The sequence below is a fragment of the Anaerolinea thermolimosa genome (genome assembly GCF_001050195.2).
In the GTDB taxonomy this organism is placed as follows: Bacteria; Chloroflexota; Anaerolineae; order Anaerolineales; family Anaerolineaceae; genus Anaerolinea; species Anaerolinea thermolimosa.
In genome coordinates this window covers 2,411,094-2,431,916 of sequence record NZ_DF967965.1, presented here as the reverse complement: position 1 = coordinate 2,431,916, position 20,823 = coordinate 2,411,094, and the positions used below count along the sequence as shown (strand labels likewise).

Annotated in this window: 18 protein-coding genes, 2 pseudogenes and 1 riboswitch; of the genes and pseudogenes, 9 read left to right on the top strand and 11 right to left on the bottom strand. The window is 55.5% G+C overall.

Annotated features, from left to right (window positions below; all coding sequences use genetic code 11):
* Positions 1-92 precede the first annotated feature (92 nt).
* The 7 genes and pseudogenes from ATHL_RS10975 (at position 93) to ATHL_RS10950 (ending at position 7,932) form a co-directional block, all read left to right on the top strand.
* Complete coding sequence (locus tag ATHL_RS10975; protein ID WP_062193526.1) at positions 93-1,376, top strand: hypothetical protein; 1,284 nt, start codon at positions 93-95, stop codon at positions 1,374-1,376.
* A gap of 13 nt (positions 1,377-1,389) precedes the next feature.
* Positions 1,390-2,379 carry a hypothetical protein gene (locus ATHL_RS10970; RefSeq protein WP_062193520.1) on the top strand — a complete coding sequence of 330 codons (990 nt, stop codon included), beginning with the start codon at positions 1,390-1,392 and terminating at the stop codon, positions 2,377-2,379.
* A 76-nt stretch (positions 2,380-2,455) separates the two neighbouring features.
* The gene (locus ATHL_RS10965; RefSeq protein WP_062193514.1) at positions 2,456-3,853 is read left to right on the top strand and encodes an ATP-binding protein; all 1,398 of its coding nucleotides are present in this window, start codon (positions 2,456-2,458) and stop codon (positions 3,851-3,853) included.
* Positions 3,853-5,481 carry a DNA gyrase subunit B gene (locus ATHL_RS10960; RefSeq protein WP_236822369.1) on the top strand — a complete coding sequence of 543 codons (1,629 nt, stop codon included), beginning with the start codon at positions 3,853-3,855 and terminating at the stop codon, positions 5,479-5,481. Before ATHL_RS10965 ends, ATHL_RS10960 begins: the two co-directional genes overlap by 1 nt.
* Positions 5,482-5,646: 165 nt before the next feature.
* A pseudogene (locus tag ATHL_RS19725) lies at positions 5,647-5,928 on the top strand (family 1 glycosylhydrolase); the annotation flags it as partial.
* Positions 5,929-6,492, top strand: a pseudogene (locus ATHL_RS10955) (toprim domain-containing protein); the annotation flags it as partial. It lies immediately after the preceding pseudogene.
* Positions 6,493-6,657: 165 nt separating this feature from the next.
* Positions 6,658-7,932: a glycoside hydrolase family 1 protein gene (locus ATHL_RS10950; protein WP_062193508.1), complete on the top strand. Its 1,275-nt coding sequence runs from the start codon at positions 6,658-6,660 to the stop codon at positions 7,930-7,932.
* A 51-nt stretch (positions 7,933-7,983) separates the two neighbouring features.
* Here the strand turns inward: ATHL_RS10950 and queA are convergent, their stop codons facing one another.
* Both queA and ruvB read right to left on the bottom strand, forming a co-directional pair.
* The gene (gene queA, locus ATHL_RS10945) at positions 7,984-9,003 is read right to left on the bottom strand and encodes a tRNA preQ1(34) S-adenosylmethionine ribosyltransferase-isomerase QueA (RefSeq protein WP_062193505.1); all 1,020 of its coding nucleotides are present in this window, start codon (positions 9,001-9,003) and stop codon (positions 7,984-7,986) included.
* On the bottom strand, positions 9,000-10,034 hold the full coding sequence (gene ruvB, locus ATHL_RS10940) for a Holliday junction branch migration DNA helicase RuvB (RefSeq protein ID WP_062193586.1): 1,035 nt from the start codon (positions 10,032-10,034) through the stop codon (positions 9,000-9,002). Before ruvB ends, queA begins: the two co-directional genes overlap by 4 nt.
* 125 nt (positions 10,035-10,159) lie before the next feature.
* On the opposite strand from ruvB, the gene upp reads away from it, so the two are divergent.
* Complete coding sequence (gene upp, locus ATHL_RS10935) at positions 10,160-10,783, top strand: uracil phosphoribosyltransferase (protein WP_062193503.1); 624 nt, start codon at positions 10,160-10,162, stop codon at positions 10,781-10,783.
* Here the strand turns inward: upp and moaA are convergent, their stop codons facing one another.
* The 4 genes from moaA to ATHL_RS10915 form a co-directional block, all read right to left on the bottom strand.
* Positions 10,784-11,770 carry a GTP 3',8-cyclase MoaA gene (gene moaA / locus ATHL_RS10930; protein WP_062193500.1) on the bottom strand — a complete coding sequence of 329 codons (987 nt, stop codon included), beginning with the start codon at positions 11,768-11,770 and terminating at the stop codon, positions 10,784-10,786.
* A gap of 164 nt (positions 11,771-11,934) precedes the next feature.
* Complete coding sequence (locus tag ATHL_RS10925; protein ID WP_062193498.1) at positions 11,935-12,702, bottom strand: zinc metalloprotease; 768 nt, start codon at positions 12,700-12,702, stop codon at positions 11,935-11,937.
* Positions 12,703-12,743: 41 nt separating this feature from the next.
* Positions 12,744-14,468: an ABC transporter permease gene (locus tag ATHL_RS10920; protein ID WP_062193494.1), complete on the bottom strand. Its 1,725-nt coding sequence runs from the start codon at positions 14,466-14,468 to the stop codon at positions 12,744-12,746.
* The gene (locus ATHL_RS10915) at positions 14,432-15,385 is read right to left on the bottom strand and encodes a thiamine ABC transporter substrate-binding protein (protein ID WP_236822368.1); all 954 of its coding nucleotides are present in this window, start codon (positions 15,383-15,385) and stop codon (positions 14,432-14,434) included. The genes ATHL_RS10920 and ATHL_RS10915 overlap by 37 nt, the downstream gene beginning before the upstream one ends.
* Between ATHL_RS10915 and ATHL_RS19315 the strand changes: the two genes are divergently transcribed.
* Positions 15,384-15,593, top strand: a complete 210-nt coding sequence (locus ATHL_RS19315; protein ID WP_236822367.1) for a hypothetical protein — start codon at positions 15,384-15,386, stop codon at positions 15,591-15,593. The genes ATHL_RS10915 and ATHL_RS19315 overlap by 2 nt on opposite strands.
* Positions 15,594-15,615: 22 nt before the next feature.
* Here ATHL_RS19315 and ATHL_RS10910 read toward each other — a convergent pair whose 3' ends face one another.
* The 5 genes from ATHL_RS10910 to ATHL_RS10890 all read right to left on the bottom strand — a co-directional run bounded on the left by ATHL_RS10910 (position 15,616) and on the right by ATHL_RS10890 (position 20,794).
* On the bottom strand, positions 15,616-16,272 hold the full coding sequence (locus ATHL_RS10910) for a thiamine diphosphokinase (protein WP_062193491.1): 657 nt from the start codon (positions 16,270-16,272) through the stop codon (positions 15,616-15,618).
* Positions 16,273-16,301: 29 nt separating this feature from the next.
* A riboswitch (TPP riboswitch) is annotated at positions 16,302-16,411 on the bottom strand.
* A gap of 74 nt (positions 16,412-16,485) precedes the next feature.
* Positions 16,486-17,832 carry a GH1 family beta-glucosidase gene (locus ATHL_RS10905; RefSeq protein WP_062193488.1) on the bottom strand — a complete coding sequence of 449 codons (1,347 nt, stop codon included), beginning with the start codon at positions 17,830-17,832 and terminating at the stop codon, positions 16,486-16,488.
* Complete coding sequence (locus tag ATHL_RS10900) at positions 17,825-18,862, bottom strand: Gfo/Idh/MocA family protein (RefSeq protein WP_062193485.1); 1,038 nt, start codon at positions 18,860-18,862, stop codon at positions 17,825-17,827. The genes ATHL_RS10905 and ATHL_RS10900 overlap by 8 nt, the downstream gene beginning before the upstream one ends.
* Positions 18,859-19,905 (bottom strand): Gfo/Idh/MocA family protein, encoded by a 1,047-nt coding sequence (locus ATHL_RS10895; protein WP_062193483.1) that lies wholly within the window; start codon positions 19,903-19,905, stop codon positions 18,859-18,861. The genes ATHL_RS10900 and ATHL_RS10895 overlap by 4 nt, the downstream gene beginning before the upstream one ends.
* Complete coding sequence (locus ATHL_RS10890) at positions 19,895-20,794, bottom strand: VOC family protein (RefSeq protein WP_062193480.1); 900 nt, start codon at positions 20,792-20,794, stop codon at positions 19,895-19,897. The genes ATHL_RS10895 and ATHL_RS10890 overlap by 11 nt, the downstream gene beginning before the upstream one ends.
* Positions 20,795-20,823 lie beyond the last annotated feature (29 nt).

Below are 20,823 nucleotides of genomic sequence, written 5' to 3'. Positions count from 1 at the left end.
GATGAATTTTGCAGACTGTTCGTATTTTTAAGCCAAAAGCTTGAGAGAGGTCGGTTGGCCAGGCTCTGTATTTCAATTTTTGAGGCGGGTTGATGGTTCGGGATCAGAAGCGAAACGGGTTCTGGGTGCTCTTTCTGGGATTGGTATGTTTTGCAGCCCTGATTTTTCCTAATGCGCGGGGTGCACAAAGTGAGAAGATGTTGCTGGTAACGTCGCTCGATGAGCCGGTTACTTATCCGCATGTGGTTCGCATGCTTACACCAGCCAGAGATTTTAAGGATCTCTTCAGCCGCTGGATCATTTATGGCGATTATCACTATGGATACCCCTTTTATTTCTTTTCAGCACTGGCTGTGTTGCCGGTGCGGTTAATCTACGGTGGGCAGTTCACCAACTATACAGCGGTCAATTTACTGCTTTTACGCCAGCTGGTCAGTGTATTGCCCATGCTGGCGGCCATGATCTTCTGGGTTTATGAGCAAACACGCTTCCGGTCTCTCTGGCAGTCGGTTGGGTTGACCATTTTTATGTTCATTGTGCCGGCCATTGTGCGCAACCATATTCAGTGGTGGCACCCGGACGCACTTTCGGTACTTTCGGTGACGCTGGTCTTCGTTTTCCTGCGGCGGGATGATTTTCGATTTGGGCGAAATTTTTTGTTCGCCGCCGTAGCCTGCGGGTTGGCTGTGGGGATCAAATTGGCCGGGGTATTTTTTGTCCTGACCATTCCATATTATTTACTCGCAGGAATGCTGCAAAAGAAGCTCACCCTGCGTCAGGCGATGGGGAAGGCACTGCTTTTTACGGGGGTGGCATTGCTGGCGCTGGTGGTTTCTAACCCATTCCTTTACAATGCTGGGGCGCGTCAGGAATTGATCCGTATTCAAACTGAGAAGACCGATGTGCTGGGTAGTGGTTATGAAGATGATTCGCCCTATTATCAAAAAGGCCCGGCTTTCTGGAACTGGACTCTTTCTACCTGGTATGGGCACCCGTTCTTTTTAACCTTCCTTGGGCTTTCTCTGGTGGCAGGGTGTGTGTGGGGGCCCAACCGGCAGCTCAACCGGCTCATTCTGACGTATATCATCCCTCAAGCGGTGTATTTATTGTGGTTTGTAGCGGTCAAGCCCGATCATTACTGGTTGCCGGTGATGGTTCCGCTCTTTTCAACGGCTTTCACTTTCCCTCAGGCTTTGGCTGAAGGATGGTTTCCGCGACTTTCGAGATGGCCGCTGTTACAGCGCGTTCTGTGGGTGGTTTCGGTGGTGATTCTGGTGGCGCAGGGGGTGAGCTTTCTACTTCGACCTTACTCAGGCGTGGTAGCACAGGTTCAAAATGGGATGAGAATAGAAGAAATGTTCAGTCAAACGTGGTAAAATTAAAATTCGGATGAACGAGACCCTGAAGACCAATACCATAGCGCCGCCGCGCCTGATTGCATCGCTGACGGCCGGGTTTAACCTGGTTGCCGCGCGAGCCTATTTGATTCTTCTGCCGGTGGGGCTGGATTTACTGCTGTGGTTTGGCCCTCGATTTCGTCTCAAGCAACTGATGCAACCCCTGGTTCAGGATTGGGTGGATAGCCTGCAAGCCACCGGTGGGAATGATTTGCTGGGAATGACCGGGGCACTCCAGCAGTTATGGACGACGGTTCTGGAACGTTTTAATCTGCTTACCTTTTTAAGCTCAATGCCGGTAGGTGTGCCCAGCCTGCTGGCGGGGGTGTTGCCCGTTCGTACCCCCCTGGGTGAACCGCCGGTTTATGAGATTCATTCCTGGGGACAGGCGCTGAGCGGATGGCTGCTTTTCAGTCTGCTGGGGCTGGTGGCAGGCAGCCTGTACTTCAGCATGATCGCGCGCTCGACGGCTCAGGAAGACCTTCCTTACTCTCTGCCCCAGGCCATTTGGGAATTTGGTCAGGTCTTTTCCCTGACCATTCTGCTCATTGTTATTTTGATGTTGCTCTCGATCCCGATCTCAGTGGTGTCGTTGATCCTTGCGTTGATTAATCCGGCACTGGCGCAGCTGGCCCTGCTGCTGATGAGTTTTGTTCTGTTATGGCTGTTGATCCCCCTTGTGTTCTCACCGCATGGCATTTTTGCCGCTCATCAGGGGGTAATGCAGGCAATGTTAATCAGTGCGCGGGTAGTGAGGTTGCTGTTCCCTGGGGTGATGATGTTCTTGCTGGCGGCGCTGGTGTTGACGCAAGGGATGGGCTATCTGTGGCACATTCCACCCGAAACTTCGTGGTTGATGCTGGCGGGGATTCTGGGAAATGCATTTATAACCACAGGGTTGCTTGCGGCAAGTTTTGTGTATTACCGTAAGGCGGTGCAATGGGTGGAAGCCATGCGCCGCGAATCTTTGACGCGTGGATGATTCGTCTGCCGGTGCATTTCACTGCTGAACAAAGGCGGGATGAAAAGCACCGGGTGGGCATTTTTTGGAGGTAAGGTTGGCAGTTCCTGTTACCAGTTCGTATGGTGCGAAAGATATTCAGGTGCTGGAAGGATTGGAAGCCGTCCGGCGCCGGCCTGGTATGTATGTGGGTGGTACCGATCTCAAAGCGTTGCATCACCTGGTTTACGAGGTGGTGGATAACTCGATTGATGAAGCCCTGGCTGGCGCCTGTGATCGCATCACTGTGACAATCCACCCTGATAGTTCGGTCACCGTGGAAGATAATGGCCGCGGTATTCCGGTGGATATTCATCCGGAGAAAAAGAAATCGGCACTGGAAGTGGTAATGACCATCCTTCATGCCGGTGGAAAATTTGGCTCAGGGAGCTACAAGGTCTCCGGTGGGTTGCACGGGGTGGGTGTATCGGCGGTGAATGCGCTCTCAGAATGGTGCGAAGTGGAGGTCTGCCGCGACGGTCAGCGTTATTTTCAACGATATGAACGGGGTGTGCCCCAGGAACCGGTGAAGGTCATCGGTCAATGCAGCCCCAGGCAGACGGGAACACGCACCACATTTCGCTTTGACCCTACCATTTTTAAAGGGGATCTGGATTATCGTTTTGAGACTCTGGCGCAACGGTTTCGCGAGATGGCTTTCGTCACCCGTAAGGTGATGATCCGACTGGTGGATGAACGCGCCAGCCGCGAAATGACTTTCTATTTTGAGGGTGGCATCATCTCCTTCGTACGCTACCTCAATCGTAACCGCGAAATCCTGCACCCGGTGGTGTATGCCGAGAAAGAGGTAGATGGTATCGGTGTGGAGGCCGCCATTCAGTATACCGATGCCTATGCCGAGTCGGTATATTCTTTTGCTAATACCATCAATACAATTGACGGCGGTACGCACCTCACCGGGCTGCGCACCGCTCTGACACGGGTGATCAACGATTATGCGCGCCGGACAGGGTTATTGAAAGAGAGTGATCCGAACTTTTCAGGGGACGATACCCGGGAAGGCCTGACGGCTATCATCAGCATTAAACATCCTGATCCGCAGTTCGAAAGCCAGACGAAAGTCAAGCTGATGAATCCGGAAGTGCAAACCTACGTACAGCAGGTGGTGGGCGAGGCATTCAGTACCTTCCTGGAAGAAAACCCCTCAGCGGCAAGGGCCATCGTGCAGAAGTGTCTTACCTCGGCGCGTGCGCGAGATGCCGCCCGTAAAGCGCGCGATCTGGTGATCCGTAAATCTACTTTAGAGAGCCTGACTTTGCCCGGCAAGCTGGCGGATTGTTCGGAGCGTGATGCCACAAAGACCGAGCTTTTCATTGTAGAGGGAGATAGCGCTGGTGGTTCAGCCAAACAGGGGCGTGACCGGCACTTTCAGGCTGTTCTACCATTGCGCGGGATATTCATCCGGAGAAAAAGAAATCGGCACTGGAAGTGGTAATGACCATCCTTCATGCCGGTGGAAAATTTGGCTCAGGGAGCTACAAGGTCTCCGGTGGGTTGCACGGGGTGGGTGTATCGGCGGTGAATGCGCTCTCAGAATGGTGCGAAGTGGAGGTCTGCCGCGACGGTCAGCGTTATTTTCAACGATATGAACGGGGTGTGCCCCAGGAACCGGTGAAGGTCATCGGTCAATGCAGCCCCAGGCAGACGGGAACACGCACCACATTTCGCTTTGACCCTACCATTTTTAAAGGGGATCTGGATTATCGTTTTGAGACTCTGGCGCAACGGTTTCGCGAGATGGCTTTCGTCACCCGTAAGGTGATGATCCGACTGGTGGATGAACGCGCCAGCCGCGAAATGACTTTCTATTTTGAGGGTGGCATCATCTCCTTCGTACGCTACCTCAATCGTAACCGCGAAATCCTGCACCCGGTGGTGTATGCCGAGAAAGAGGTAGATGGTATCGGTGTGGAGGCCGCCATTCAGTATACCGATGCCTATGCCGAGTCGGTATATTCTTTTGCTAATACCATCAATACAATTGACGGCGGTACGCACCTCACCGGGCTGCGCACCGCTCTGACACGGGTGATCAACGATTATGCGCGCCGGACAGGGTTATTGAAAGAGAGTGATCCGAACTTTTCAGGGGACGATACCCGGGAAGGCCTGACGGCTATCATCAGCATTAAACATCCTGATCCGCAGTTCGAAAGCCAGACGAAAGTCAAGCTGATGAATCCGGAAGTGCAAACCTACGTACAGCAGGTGGTGGGCGAGGCATTCAGTACCTTCCTGGAAGAAAACCCCTCAGCGGCAAGGGCCATCGTGCAGAAGTGTCTTACCTCGGCGCGTGCGCGAGATGCCGCCCGTAAAGCGCGCGATCTGGTGATCCGTAAATCTACTTTAGAGAGCCTGACTTTGCCCGGCAAGCTGGCGGATTGTTCGGAGCGTGATGCCACAAAGACCGAGCTTTTCATTGTAGAGGGAGATAGCGCTGGTGGTTCAGCCAAACAGGGGCGTGACCGGCACTTTCAGGCTGTTCTACCATTGCGCGGGAAGATTCTCAATACCGAGCGCGCCCGGCTGGATAAAATCCTTTCCAATAATGAGGTCAAGGCTTTGATCTCAGCGCTGGGCACGGGCATTGGCGACTCGTTTGACCTTTCTGGATTGCGTTATGGGCGGGTGGTGATCATGACAGACGCAGATGTTGACGGAAGTCATATCCGTACCCTTCTGCTGACCTTCTTTTTCCGCTATATGCAGCCCCTCATCGAAGAAGGCCATCTTTACATTGCTCAGCCGCCGCTTTACCGGGTGGCGTATCGAAACCAGGTGCGTTATGCTTATACCGAGGCCGACCTATCTCGTGTGCTCAAGGAATTGGGCGTGTCTGCCGATAAAGTCTCGCTTCAGCGGTATAAGGGCCTTGGTGAGATGAATCCCACCCAGCTGTGGGAGACGACAATGAACCCTGAGAACCGGACTTTGCTCTCGGTGAGTATTGAGGATGCAGCTGCGGCCGACCGCACTTTTGATATGCTGATGGGGGCGGCAGTTCCTCCGCGCACCAAGTTCATCACCACACACGCCCGCGATGTGAGAAACCTGGATATTTAACCTTAAAACTGTCTGGTACACGCTGAAAAACAGCCCGCTTTCTTTCCTGAAGCGGGCTGTTTGTTACCGCCATTTTTTACCTGAAGAGGGCCTTTGCTTGTCTCTGAGGATTGGGCTGAGCCGGAGATTTTTAATTTCGAGTTAGAATTATCCGCAGGAGGAAACATGATGAACGAATTTCCAGAAGGGTTTTTATGGGGTGCGGCAACTGCGGCGCATCAGGTGGAAGGGAACAACATCAACAGTGACTTCTGGGTTTTCGAGCATACGCCGGGAACCATCTTTGCTGAACCGAGCGGTGACGCCTGCGATCATTACCGCCTCTTCCGCAAAGACATCCAGATGCTTCATGAGTTAGGCCTGAACGCCTATCGTTTCTCCATCGAGTGGGCGAGAGTGGAACCTGAGCCGGGGTTCATTTCGCGGGCGTCGCTTTATCATTACCGAGAAGTGCTGGAAACCGAGCGCGCCCGGCTGGATAAAATCCTTTCCAATAATGAGGTCAAGGCTTTGATCTCAGCGCTGGGCACGGGCATTGGCGACTCGTTTGACCTTTCTGGATTGCGTTATGGGCGGGTGGTGATCATGACAGACGCAGATGTTGACGGAAGTCATATCCGTACCCTTCTGCTGACCTTCTTTTTCCGCTATATGCAGCCCCTCATCGAAGAAGGCCATCTTTACATTGCTCAGCCGCCGCTTTACCGGGTGGCGTATCGAAACCAGGTGCGTTATGCTTATACCGAGGCCGACCTATCTCGTGTGCTCAAGGAATTGGGCGTGTCTGCCGATAAAGTCTCGCTTCAGCGGTATAAGGGCCTTGGTGAGATGAATCCCACCCAGCTGTGGGAGACGACAATGAACCCTGAGAACCGGACTTTGCTCTCGGTGAGTATTGAGGATGCAGCTGCGGCCGACCGCACTTTTGATATGCTGATGGGGGCGGCAGTTCCTCCGCGCACCAAGTTCATCACCACACACGCCCGCGATGTGAGAAACCTGGATATTTAACCTTAAAACTGTCTGGTACACGCTGAAAAACAGCCCGCTTTCTTTCCTGAAGCGGGCTGTTTGTTACCGCCATTTTTTACCTGAAGAGGGCCTTTGCTTGTCTCTGAGGATTGGGCTGAGCCGGAGATTTTTAATTTCGAGTTAGAATTATCCGCAGGAGGAAACATGATGAACGAATTTCCAGAAGGGTTTTTATGGGGTGCGGCAACTGCGGCGCATCAGGTGGAAGGGAACAACATCAACAGTGACTTCTGGGTTTTCGAGCATACGCCGGGAACCATCTTTGCTGAACCGAGCGGTGACGCCTGCGATCATTACCGCCTCTTCCGCAAAGACATCCAGATGCTTCATGAGTTAGGCCTGAACGCCTATCGTTTCTCCATCGAGTGGGCGAGAGTGGAACCTGAGCCGGGGTTCATTTCGCGGGCGTCGCTTTATCATTACCGAGAAGTGCTGGAAACCTGTCATGAGTATGGAGTTACCCCGCTGGTTACCCTGCACCATTTTACCAGCCCGCGCTGGCTGATGAAGATGGGCGGCTGGGAAAGCCCGGAAACCCCCGCACGCTTTGCAGCTTACGCCGAAGCGGTGATGCGCGAGCTGGGTACTCTGATCCCTTACGTTTGCACGATTAACGAGGCGAATATCGGGGTGCTTTTACAACTCATGCGCTTCAATAGCGGGCAGGATGGACAGGCGCCGGTGGGTATGGAGGTCAGTGAGCGCCAGAAGGCTTACAATGCATGGATGGAAGCCTGCGCTCGAGAACTCAATTCCACACCGGAGCGGGTGAAAAACTTCCTATTCTCGGCCACTGACGCGGCGATTGCGGTGGTCAAGCAGGCCCATGAACAGGCGCGGGAGGCGGTTAAAGCTGTTCGGCCAGAGGCCCAGGTGGGCATCACGCTTGCACTGAGCGAGATCCAACCCCAACCGGGCGGTGAGGAGATGGCCGCTCGACTCCGCTATGCCCTCTATGAGCAATTTCTCCCGGCGATGGCTGGCGATGATTTCATCGGGGTGCAAAATTACACCCGGATGCGCGTGGGGCCGCAGGGGGTCCTTCCTAACGAAGAAGGAATGGAATTAACCCAGATGAACTACGAGTTCTACCCTGAAGCCCTTGAAGGGGTGATTCGGATGGTAGCTCAGGCCGGTAAACCCATGATCGTAACCGAGAATGGCATTGGCACTGAAGATGACTCGCGGCGAGTGGAGTTCATCCGGCGGGCTTTGAAAGGTGTGCTGCGCTGCCTGGCAGACGGGTTAGACGTACGCGGTTACATGTACTGGTCACTGCTCGATAACTTTGAGTGGATGCTTGGATACCGACCAAAATTTGGGCTTGTGGCGGTCGATCGTATTACCCAGGAAAGAACTCTCAAGCCGAGTGCCCGGCTTCTCGGACAAATTGCCCGCCAGAATCGGCTGGTCGATTGAGACCGATTAAAACCTTCCTCTCCTGAAGAAGTGCTTCTTCAGGAGAGGTTTTTATAAAATGAGCATGGCGTCGCCAAAAGAATAGAAGCGATACTCCATTTCGATTGCTTTACGATAAGTGGCCAGGGTCAATTCGAGGCCAGCAAAGGCGCTCACCAGCATGATGAGAGAGGAACGGGGAAGGTGAAAATTGGTTACCATAGCGTCCACAGCGCGGAAGGTGTACCCGGGCAGGATGTATAAATCGGTGGGGCCGCTGAAGGGAGCTACGGTATCGCCTTCTCTGGCATTGCGGGCGGCGGTTTCGAGGGTGCGGACGCTTGTGGTGCCCACGGCCACAATGCGCCTGCCAGCACGGCGTGTGGCATTGATGGCCTCGGCTGCCGCAGGTAATACCTCACACCATTCGGTGTGGATGGTATGTTCACGGGGATCTTCTTCGGTAACCGGGGCAAACGTATCGAGGCCTACGTGCAGGGTAACTGTGGTAAAACCGATGCCCTGAGCCTTCAGTTCGGCGATTAATTCAGGGGTAAAGTGCAATCCGGCTGTCGGTGCCGCCGCTGAACCGGGGGCAGTGGCATACACTGTCTGATAACGTTCGGGGTCTCTGAGCGGTTCGTGAATGTATGGGGGCAGGGGCATTTGCCCGATGTGTGGCAGCATTTCTTCAATGGGGGTTTCGAAGCGCAGCAGGCGCCGCGACCCTTCGAGATCGGAGAGAATTTCAACAGCGGGACCGTTTTCTACCTGCAGGCGCTTCCCGCGGGTCAGACGCTTTCCGCCTACCAGCCCTTCCCATGTGAGGGAGTCTACGCGGCGGAGGAGGAGCACTTCTACCCGGCCTCCCGTCTCTTTGCGGGCGAAGAGACGGGCTGGAATGACCCGCGTCTGGTTGACGACCAGCAGGTCACCCGGGGTGAGGAACTGCCCGATGTTTCGGAAAATGGTGTGTTCCAGTTCCCCCGTATTACGATGGAGGACCAGCAGACGCGAGGCATGGCGCGGCTCAACCGGGGTCTGAGCGATGCGTTCAGGGGGGAGGTGGTAGTCGAAATCGGAGGTTTTCAAAATAAACGTGCCTGGTTTTGAGTAGAGTCAGGATAGGGGATCGAGAGGTGCTCATAGGCTCGCCGGGTGGCCACTCGGCCCTGGGGGGTGCGGTCGAGGAACCCCAGCTGGAGGAGGTAGGGTTCAACCACGTCCATAATCGTATCGGGTTCTTCTCCGATGGAGGCGGCAATGGTGTTCAGGCCAACCGGCCCCCCGGAATATTTTTCAATGATGGTGTGGAGCACCCGGCGGTCAACTTCGTCCAGCCCAAGCGGGTCGACATTAAGCAGGTTAAGGGCTTCAGCGGCAATCTCGCGCGAGACCGAACCGCCATTACCGCGCACCTGGGCATAGTCGCGCACGCGGCGTAACAGGCGCAGGGCTACGCGTGGGGTGCCGCGGGCACGGCGGGCCACTTCCTCAAATCCGTCTGGATGAATCTCGATATTGAGCTTGCTTGCCGCACGGCGGAGGATGCTCTCGATGGCCTTTGAGTCGTAATAATCGAGGCGGTAAACAGCCCCAAAGCGCGCCCGGAGTGGCGCAGAGATTAACGCCAGCCGGGTAGTGGCACCGATGACCGTGAAGCGTGGCAGTTTAAGGCGGATGGAACGTGCCGCCGGGCCTTTTCCGATCATGATATCGAGGGCGAAGTCTTCCATGGCAGGGTAGAGAATCTCTTCTACCGCTCGCCCCAGACGGTGAATTTCGTCAATGAAGAGAATATCTCCCCCTTTGAGGTTGGTGATAATGGCGGCCAGGTCGCCGGCTTTTTCAATGGCCGGGCCAGCGGTGATTTTAATGTTTACGTCCATCTCATTGGCAAGGACATGGGCCAGGGTGGTTTTTCCCAACCCCGGCGGGCCATAGAAAAGCACGTGTTCCAGCGGTTCGTGACGCTGACGGGCAGCCTGAATGAGAATGGCCAGGTTCTCTTTCACCTGATCCTGGCCGATGAAATCCACCAGGCGCACCGGCCGCAGAGCCGGGTCGAAGCTTTCATCGGGCCGGGGGGCAGGGCTTACCAGGCGATTCTGGGTATCGCTCATGTGTTCGATTATACCATCAAGAAAACGGGGATATAACGGGAGGGGATTCATCGTCTCAGGGAAAGTGTGCAGTGAAAACGGGAAAGAACTGGTTATAATTCAAGGAAATTTCCCGGGAGGTCTGAATGTCTGTCCATGTTTCCAACCACCCCCTCATTCAGCATAAGTTGAGCATTTTACGAAATGTGAACACCGAACCGAAAAAGTTCCGCCAACTCACACGCGAGCTGGCGGCTCTTTTAACTTATGAGGCTACCGCCGACATGGATACCGTCCCGGTAGAGGTACAAACCCCCCTGGCCGTGGCTCACTGCCGGGAATTGCAGGAGAAAATCGGGCTGGTGCCCATTCTTCGTGCCGGGTTGGGGATGGTGGAAGGTATCTGGGAGCTGATGCCGTCTTCTGAAGTCTGGCATATTGGTGTGTACCGGGATGAAAAGACCCTCAAGCCGGTGCAATATTACAACAAACTTCCAGTTGAGCCGCGCGTGCAGGTGTGCCTGATACTCGACCCCATGCTGGCCACAGGTGGATCGGCTGTGGCTACTACCGACATTCTTAAAAACTGGGGGGTTAAGAAAATTAAATTTGTGGGGATCATTGGCGCTCCAGAAGGGATTGCGTTGATGCAGCAACATCATCCCGATGTGCCTATTTATCTGGCGGCCATAGATGAACGGTTGAACGAGAAGGGGTACATTGTGCCCGGGTTAGGAGATGCGGGCGATCGTCAGTTTGGAACGGGGTGATCACCCGCCAATCTGAAGCATACAACGCGTCACGGGGCGGTGATTTTGAACCAGCTCATGGGATTCTGGTTTGAGAGCCACCGCCTGTTGCAGGAGAGGTAAGACGGGCTCTCCGCGACGGAGCGCTGGCAGGATGGGGATTTCCAGGTCACTGAGGAGACAGGGGCGCAGATGCCCATCGGCGGTCAGGCGCAGTCGGTTGCATTCGCCGCAGAAATGGTCACTGATGGGAGAGATGAAACCAATTCGTCCGGGCCCTCCAGCAAGAAAATATTCACGGGCCGGGCCGCTCCCCGTCTTTCCGGTGGCGGGTTGAAGGTCAAGAGAAGCAAGACGCTCTTTAATTTCCGCGATTGGCAGGAAGGCCTCTTCAGAATTGGGCAGGTTTTCGCCCCATGAGGCTTCGTTCCGCACGGGCATCACTTCAATAAAACGTACCTGCCAGGGGTGGTCGAGAGCCAGGCGCGCCAGATCGAGCAGTTCGTCATCGTTGACCCCGCGCATGGCCACCACATTGATCTTGATGGGTGCCAGCCCGGCTTTTTCGGCTGCCAGGATGCCGCGCCAGACTGTTTCGAACGACCCGCCGCGGGTAATGCGGGCAAAGCGTTCGGGGCGAAGCGTATCAAGGCTGACATTGATGCGTTTAAGCCCTGCCTCGGCCAGAGGAAGCGCATAGCGCTCCAGCAGGAGGCCGTTGGTGGTGAGGCTGATATCACGAATGCCTTGAATGACCGATAACATTCCCACCAGAGCGGGCAGGTTGGGGCGAGTTAGAGGTTCGCCCCCTGTGAGGCGAACTTCGGTCACTCCGTGCTCGGCGGCCACCCGCACCACAGAGGCAATTTCCTCGTAACGCAGAATGGTCTCGTGATTTTGAAGCTGGATGCCTTCGGGCGGCATACAGTAGACGCACCGCAGATTGCAACGGTCGGTGACCGAAATACGCAAGTAGGTAATCTGTCGCCCCCACGAATCCATGAGCATAGTTTGATTGTCTCCAGAAAATTATTGTATCACCGAAGCCGGGTACCGGTGAGCTGGCAGAGCAGACGTGTCTGTCCCAAAAATGGTGGGCGACTTTTGAAACCCCACATATGGGGGCAAATCCACCTGATTTACAACTTTTTATCACCATATGTGGCAAGCAATCAAAAACCAACCAGATATGGGACAAACACGAGCAGACCGCGCAGGAGCCGCAGAGGGAGCCACAGGGTGAGATGAAGGACAAGGCTGATGCCAAACACAACAGCCAGAGCGCGGAACACCTGGTTGAGCCAGGCAGCCAGGTGTTCAATCATCCAGGGGCCGGCGCCTGCTAAAAGGGCAAGTGCGATGAGGGCCAACAATACCAGCCCTAAAGGGAGCCAGGCGCGCCGGTCGGCGGCGGAGGGGAGCATGGTGGTGCTGATGGCAAAGGCCAGATAGAACCAGACCCAAAAATCAGGTAATTCTGGCAGAGAGGAACAGGCCTTGAAGAGCCCGTTCCAGTCCCGGGCGAGGAAATAAGTTGCCAGCGGGAGCAACCCCAGCCGGTGGAGACCCAGAAAGGCAATCACAGCGCCCCCGCTCAGGAGAGGTGCAGCACCGATTAAGGCATCGCGGAGTGGGTCGGCGGAAGCGGTTTCAACAAAACCGAGTTGCAACTGCCCATCTGAAATGACGCGCGGTAAAAGTGAAAACCGCCCTGTACGTACCCCAAGGAGCCGCGCCATGAGGTAATGGCTGGCTTCGTGCAGGAAGACCCCCGGGAAGAAGAGCAAGGCAAACAGCCCCAGAGCTGTTTCTCGACGCCGGGTGAGAATGAGGAAAACCGCCTGCAACTCGAAGTGCAACCTGCGTTGAACGAACAACAACAGGCTAACAAAGACCAGCAACCAGAATAAGCCATCCCAGCCCGTTATCCAGGCAGGCATACACTTTTGTTCTCCGCATCGAAAAATTCCATGAATGCAGATTATACGGTGATTTTCTCGATCAGGAAAACGCAGATGCCACAGAGAAGCATGAGCAGGGTTGCCATGGCCATGGCTTGTCCGTAATTAAGGGCCCCTGGCTGAGAAAGAAAGCGATAGATGGCAATGGGCAGGGTGGGAAACTCGGGGCGGGCAAGCAGAGAAGTTGCCCCAAATTCTCCCAGAGAAACCGTGAAAGAGAACACTGTAGCGGCAAGCAGGGGCCGGGAGAGGATAGGAAGATCGACCTCCAGCCAGGCACGGGCCGGTGGGGCACCAAGGGTGCGGGCGGCCTGGGAGAGGCTGGGTGGAATGGCTGAGATGGCCGGTCGCAGGGTGCGAACTACAAAAGGCAGAGCTACCAGACTGTGAGCCATGGGGATCAACAGAGGGAAGGAACGAACTTCCAGCGGTGGGCGGTTGAAGGTGAGGACATACCCCAGCCCCAGTGTCACGGCTGAAGCTCCCAGAGGCAACATGAGCAGTGCGTCCAGCCAGCGACGGGCACTCCCCCCGCGGTTGAGAGCATAGGCAGCCGGAAGCCCGAGCCCGAGTGAAAGCGCGATGGTTTCAAGCGCGTAAACCAGAGAATTTCTGGCGGCGGCGACCGGTGGAACGTAAAACAATGACTGGCGCCGGTTAATGAAAAGTTCTCGATAATAATCCAGGGTGAGACCGGTCTGAACCGCTCCACGCTCCCCCCGGTTGGCCTCCAGCCGGGTGACCGAGCGAACGCTCAGCGCGGTGAGCGGAGAAAGGATGAAGGCAGTAAGGGTGATCAGCAGCGCTGTGACGGCCAGTTTCTCGGCCCATTTTCGGGCCGGGCGAAGGCCCTCACCCTTGAGGCGAGGTGTAAGTTGCACCTGCTGGCCACCCGTGAGGCGGTGATGAGCCAGGGTGATGAGCAGGGTGCAGAGGAGTTGGATGGCCGAAAGCACCCCGGCCAGAGGCAGGTTAAGCAGTTGAAGCGCCTGAATATAGATTTCCACTTCCAGGGTGGCAAACCGCGGACCACCCATGAGCAGAATGACCCCAAAGCTGGAAAAATCGAACAGGAATACGAGCAGAGTGGCCGCCAGGATGGAGGGACGCAAAATAGGGAAGGTAACTTCCCAGAAGGCACGCCATTCCGAGGCTCCCAGAGTCCGAGCAGCCTGCTCCAGGCGCGGATCGAGATTTTCCCATGCCCCACCTACTACTCGCAGGACGATTGTCAGATTGTAAAAGACATGTGCCGTGAGGATGGCTGAAAGGGTGTTGAGAAAAAGGATGGGTGGTTGAGAGAGGTTGAACCAGTCCATGAAGAGGAGGTTCAGCCAGCCGCGCGGGCCTAACAGGGCATTGAACCCGGCGGCGACGACCACCGTTGGGAGGATGAAGGGCAGGGTAGAAAGGACGCGAAGTAAACGGCGCCCCCTGAAGTGGTAGCGTCCAAAGACGAAGGCCATGGGAAGCCCCATGAGCAGAGTTAACAGGGTGGAAAGGATGGCCTGATAGAATGTAAACCCCAGCGGGCGGCGCACTGCCTGCCAGAGCTCCTGGAGCGAAGAGGCCTGATCGATAAATGCGCCAAACGTCAGCGCAAAGATGCGCCCCAGAGGCAGAACGAAAAACACTGACAGGAAGGCCGCTGGCAGCAGCCAGAGGAGCAGAAAAAGGAGTGCTTCAGCGGCCTTCCCGCGTGAATGGGTCACCGCAGCACCGTCTCGTTCCAGGCTTTCAGCCATTCTTCCCGCTTGCTGGCGATCAGCGCGGGATCAAGCGAAGCGGGTTTTTCAGGCACCTGTGCATATTTGAGAAATTCTTCCGGCAGTTTTGCCTGGCTGTTGACGGGGTAGACAAACATCTGCAGGGGAATGTCTTCCTGGAAGGGAACATCGAGCATGAAATCGACAAATTGCTCGGCCAGGGCGCGTTTTGCAGTTCCCTTGAGAATCCCTACGAACTCAATCTGCCGGAAGCAGGTGTCGGGGGCGAGGATTGAAGCAGTGGGAGCTTCGCTGAGCGGACTTTCGGCAAAGATGACCTCCGCGGCCGGGCTGGAAGCGTACGAAACTACCATTGGCTGAGGGCCCTTACCCGAAGACGCACTGAAATTGGTATAGTAGGCAGTCTCCCAGTCATTGACTACGACTAGGCCGTTGTTGCGAAGGCTGGCCCAGTAATCGAGGTAGGTGCCTTCTCCAAAGTGAGCCACGGTTGCCAGTAAAAAGGCCAGCCCTGGCGATGATGTAGCGGGATTTTCTACCACTAATAACCCGTGATATTCCGGGCGGGTGAGGTCTTCCAGAGATTGAGGCACAGCCAGGCCTTTGCTGGCAAAATAGGTTTTGTCGTAATTGATGCAAACGTCGCCATAATCGACCGGGAGAGCACGGTGGGAGGCGTCCAGTTTGAATTGATCGGGGATCTGGGTGAGTTTGGGCGAGTCGTAAGGCTCAAAAATGCCCTCGTCCAGCGCACGTGATAAGAAGGTGTTATCAACACCGTAGAATACATCAGCCTGAGGTGACTCTTTGGTGAGGATGGCGCGATTCAGAGCACTGCCGGTGTCACCACTCTTGAGGAAGGTGATTCTGGCATTGTGGGTCTGCTCAAATTCTCGAATGAGGGACTCGGTCACGGCAAAGGAATCATGGGTCATGACGACGAGTTCCACTGGCTCAGCCGGGGTGGGTTCTGGTGGAGTAGCAGTTGAGAATGGAACTGCCGTGGGTGTTGGTGAGATGGAAGTTGAGGCTGGAACAGCAGTGGTGGGTGCTGCCGGGGCGCAGGCGCTCAACAGGATGAAAATCAATGCCAGGATCATCCATCCTGACCGGGGGCTTCGGCGGGTGGCCCTGGTGGGGTGAATCTTGGATACAAATAAGGGGTTCATAAGTTACCTGCCTTTCTGGTATGAATACAGATCAGGATTCCTTCACTGAGGCGAACAAAAGCTTCATCTTCCGTCATTTCATTACTTACACCCCGTGAGCGATCGGGCCAGAGGTTTTCATCTTTGAGGGGGTAACGCAGGCCGCCAGTGGTTACTCCTCTGGCCGGGCTGCCAAGGGGTAAGAGAGAGACCGTATCGCCTCCACTACCATGAAGAATGGCGGCGGAACGAATGAGGAAAACCTCCTCCCGACCATCATCGAGGCGAATATCGGTCGCAGAGAGCGCGGGTGAGGCGAGCAGGAAGATATTGGCCAGGGTCTGATCAATTCTCCCGCCCAGCCCTCCAACTACCCGTATGGTAGTACACCCCTGTTGCAGGGCGTACTGAAGGGCCAGTTCGAGGTCTGTTTCATCTTTTTCGGGTGGATACCGGAGGATTAAGGCTCCGGCTTGTTGCAGGGAGGAGGCTTCTCTGGGAAGCAGGCTGTCCAGATCACCGATGATGGCATGTGGCGTTTTTCCCAGCGCCAGAAGGGTATGCGCCCCGCCATCTGCGGCGATGAGCAGATCATCTGGCTGTATCAGAGCGGCAGCGGCAGATAAATCTGGAAGCTGGCCGTTGGCAAAAATTAAAGCACGTTTCGGTGACATACAAAAGACCCTCCGCCGGGGAGGGTCTTTAAAAGGTCTGGCTGTTTTCCCTCCGCCGGCATTACCCGGATCAGGTTCTGCGGGTCGAGGGTAGCTACCCTCCTCTCAGCCCGTCCTACGGGCTCCCCGTTGAATTGTTGACGTTATTATATGGTGAACGTGTTTCTACGTCAATGTTTGGGCTGGCTGAATGTTTCTCCGAAGAGGATACGATCAGGGATGGTCGATTAAGGCATTGGCTCGTGCCACTTCACCAAACCAGAGACCGCTATCCTTGAGAATGCGCTTCTGGGTGGTGAAATCGGTGTAGGCCAGACCGAAGCGACTGCTGGTGCCCATAGCCCATTCGAAGTTATCCATCAAACTCCAGCAGAAATAACCGCGCAATGGAACCCCCGCTTCGATGGCCCGCAGGGCAATGGCCAGATGGCGTTTCAGGTAGTCAATGCGTTTGGGATCGTGCACTTTCCCATCCGGAGAGATTACATCGTTGTACGAGGCGCCGTTCTCGGTTATATAAATATCCCTGAAGTTATATCCGTTATGGATCCAGATCAATAAGTCGTAGAGCGCCTGAGGGTAAATTTCCCAATCCCGGTCGGTGGCCTCGGTTTTACTGCGTACATTGAGCACCCTGGAACCCTCGCCTCCAGCCGGATCGTGGCAGACCGCCCGGCTGTAGAAATTGACCCCCAGGAAATCAATGGGAGCGGCGATGATCTGCATGTCATCAGGCTGTACGGATGGCACATCGGCTCCGTATCCTTCCCAGGCATCTTGCGGGTAGCCGCGCCCGGCGATGGGGTCGAGGAACCAGAGGTTAAAGCGGGCATGGTGCTGCCGGGTGAGAATCTGGTCGGCCAGGCTATCGGTGGCCGGGTAAGCGGGAGAAAAGTTCAACACGATGCCAACCTGCGCATCTTTACAATGCTGACGGATAATGGGCACGGCCAGACCGTGAGAAACGAGGAGATGGTGGGCCACCTGGAGGGCCAGTTTTCGATCCTTCAGGCCGGGGGCGTGTTCACCGAGCTCATGGCTCAGGATGGAGACGCACCAGGGTTCGTTATGGGTCATCCAGTACTTGACGCGGTCGCCCAGGCGAGAAACCACGATATCTACATAACGGGCGTATGCGTCGACCGTGGCGCGATTACCCCAGCCGCCGCGATCCTGCAGTGCCTGGGGCAGATCCCAGTGGTACAGGGTGACAAAGGGCTCGATATTCTCCCTCAGGAGGGCGTCTACCACGCGATCGTAGTAGTCAAGCCCGGCCTGACAAACTTTGCCGTCTCCATCAGGGATGACACGAGGCCAGGCAATTGAAAAGCGATAACCGTTAAGCGACATAGCCTTCATCAGGGCAATGTCTTCGGGGTAACGATGATAGGAGTCGCAGGCGGGATCACCAGTTTCGCCCGTGACAATTTTGCCCGGCGTGGCGCAGAAGCGGTCCCAGATGGATTCGCCCCGGCCATCTTCGCGGGTGGCACCTTCAATTTGAAAAGACGCCGTAGCGGTTCCCCAGATGAAACCTTTTGGAAAACGATTGTCAGTCATGGATGGTTTCTACCTCAGTGACAGGAATAAGAGTCTGTTTTTGGATGGAACGCGTGGCAGCCAGGACTGCTGCCATGACCGCACGTCCTTCTTTTCCGTCAATGGGGGCAGGTGCCCCTGTTTCGATAGCGGTGAGAAATGCCCGGATGGCTCCGAACCAGCCGGAGGTATCGCTTGAAGCGCAACGATGGGTGCTTTCGATGACTTGCCCCGAAGAAGACCTGTACGATAGCCGCAGGGGTTGCGAAGCCTCTGTGGGGATGAAAAGCACGCCCCGTTCTCCCCGAAGGACCAGGCTGTTTTCCCAGTCGGGCCTGAACACCCAGCTTACCTGGATGGTGGCGAGGGTATTTCCCGAAAGATGAACGATCATCACCGCAGAGTCCTCGAGGGAGGTTTGCTTTTCGAAGGTAGCTCCCAGGGCCCCAACTGCGGTGATTTCCTGGCCGGTGAGCCAGCGCACCAGATCGAGTTTATGATAACCTAAATCGGCGATCACTCCCGCGCCAGCACGATCAGGCCGGAAGTACCACTGCTGGGAAGGGCTCCAAATTTCCGGGCCGCCGTGACCAAAAACCCCGTGCGCCAGATAGAGTCGACCGAGGAGGCCGGCATCGAGAATTTCTTTAGCCAGACGATGGGCCGCCATAAAGCGCTGGTTATGGGAGATCATTAAAATCGTTCCAGCCTGTTCAGAAGCGGCGATCATTTGATCGCATTGTTCGAGGCTTACAGCCATGGGCTTTTCTACCAGCACATGTAACCCTCTACGGGCACATTCTATGGCCATTTCGGCGTGGAGGAAAGGTGGAGTGCAAATGGTGACGGCTTCGAATCCACCGGCATCCAGCATGGCGCGCCAGTCACGATAGACCTGGCGAACATGATAAGTTGCGCCGATCTCTTCAAGCTGAGGGTGAGAATTATCGCACAGGGCGGTAATTTCAGCACCGGCTTCCAGAAGCCCTGGTAAATGGCCGCGCTGGGCAATTTGTCCGGCGCCAATGACCGCAACGCGCATCGGGCTCATCTCTGGTTTTCTCCCTGCAGAGGAAGATGAACGGGCTGGCCGGTTTGAGCCGATCGATAGGATGCCATACTGAGCTCAAGAGAAGCGCGTCCGTCCATTCCGGTGATCGGAGGGGGCAATCCCTGTTGCAGGTGGGTAAAGTGCGCTTCGAGCATGCGGCGGATCGACTCGGCCTGATCAACCGGGAAGACGAACTGCCGTACGTCTTCCAACTCGGGGGTGGGTCTTTCGGTAAAGAGGCGTAAGGTGCGGGTATGGTCTTCAGTGTAGATCGAACCGTAAGGGCCAAAGATTTGCAATGTTTCTTCCGGTGCGGGGCCTTTGGCACTCCAGCTGCATGAGAAGCTCCCGATGGCACCACTGCGAAAACGGAGAGTGACTACGGCACAGTCTTCCCCTTCCATTTGCATCTGGAGGAAGCGCCCCGTCTGAGCAAAGACGGTCTCAACTTCACCCATGATCCAGCGGATGAGGTCAAAGCGGTGAACTCCCGAATCGATCAGGGTGCCACCCCCGGCATGTTTGAGAAAGCGGCGAAATCCATCGATCTGTCCATGCACATGAACTGAGGCTACGATCAGATAGGGCTTGCCGATGACCCCGGCATCGATCAATGCTTTGGCCCTGGCGTGATGGGCATAGTAGCGCTGGTTATGTCCCATCATCAGGGTTACACCGGCGTTTTGCACGGCTTCGAGGATGGCATCGGCTTCTTCCAGGGTGCGGGCCAGAGGTTTTTCGATGAGGATATGTTTCCCGGCCCGGGCGGCGGCTATGGCCATGGGCATGTGCTCATCGTGAGGAACACACAGATCAATGACGTCAAGGGATGGATCACTCAATAAATCTTCGTAACGCGAGGTGGTTTTTTCTACCCCGTAACGCGTGGCCAGGGCATTGACAGCGGCGGCATCGAGTCCGCAAATGGCCGCCAGGGTGGCAAGCTGAGGCATCCGGGCAATTCCGGCGGCATGCAATGAGCCGATGCCTGTGCCTACCAGCCCAACACGCAGAGGGCGTTGGAAGGGTGGTTTATTCGTCATACGTGCAGGTCCCGTTAATCAGCTCCAGGGCATTTCCGTCCGGGTCGGCAAAGAAGCAGGTATCTACCCCTCCCAGAGCGTGGTTGGGTGGGTAGATGATGCGAACACCGGCCGATTTAAGGCGGTCGGCCACGGCAAAGACATCATCCACCAGCATGCCAATATGTTTCAGGCCGAGAACGGTCTCGTCAGGATTCCAGGTGTGGTCGATGGTGGGTTTGGTAAAGGAGAAGAGCTCGAGCACTGAATTGCCAAACTGGAGATAGGTGATGACAAACCCACGATCATCGTTCATGTTCAACTGACCCAGCACCGGGAACCCGAGAATGCCCTGATAGAAGGCCAGAGCTTTGTCCAGGTTAGATACAGTCAGGGTGACGTGATCGTAACACAGTTCACTGCCGGCGGGCGCCCCGCTTGCGGGTGGGGTGGGGAGGGGGGCCTGCCCGGGAACGTGGTACGTCAGGTCGCCCTGGATGATTTCCAGCAGGGTGCCGTCGGGGTCTTTGAAAAATGCAATGCGCACTCCGCCAGTGGCGTCGGTTGGCTCAAGGGTGAACTCAACACCGGCTGCCTTGAGACGGGCAGAGGTGGTATCTACGTCCTGCACTTTAAAGGCAATATGGCGCATCCCAAGTTGTAAATCATCCGGTATCCATTCGGCAGGTTTGGTAGGTACCTTGAAGCTGAAAATTTCGAGAATCCCATTGTTGCCAATATCGAGGAAGTCGATGACCAGACCTACCTGATTGGGGTAATACAGACGCCCTAAAACGGGGAAGCCGAGCAGGTCACGGTAAAAGGCCAGTGCCCGGTCTACATTACTGACGGATACGGTTACATGCTGGAAATCTTTAAAGCCTGGAATAAAACCTTTACTTTGATTCATTGCAAACCTCCGGTTGGACAAGAATATCA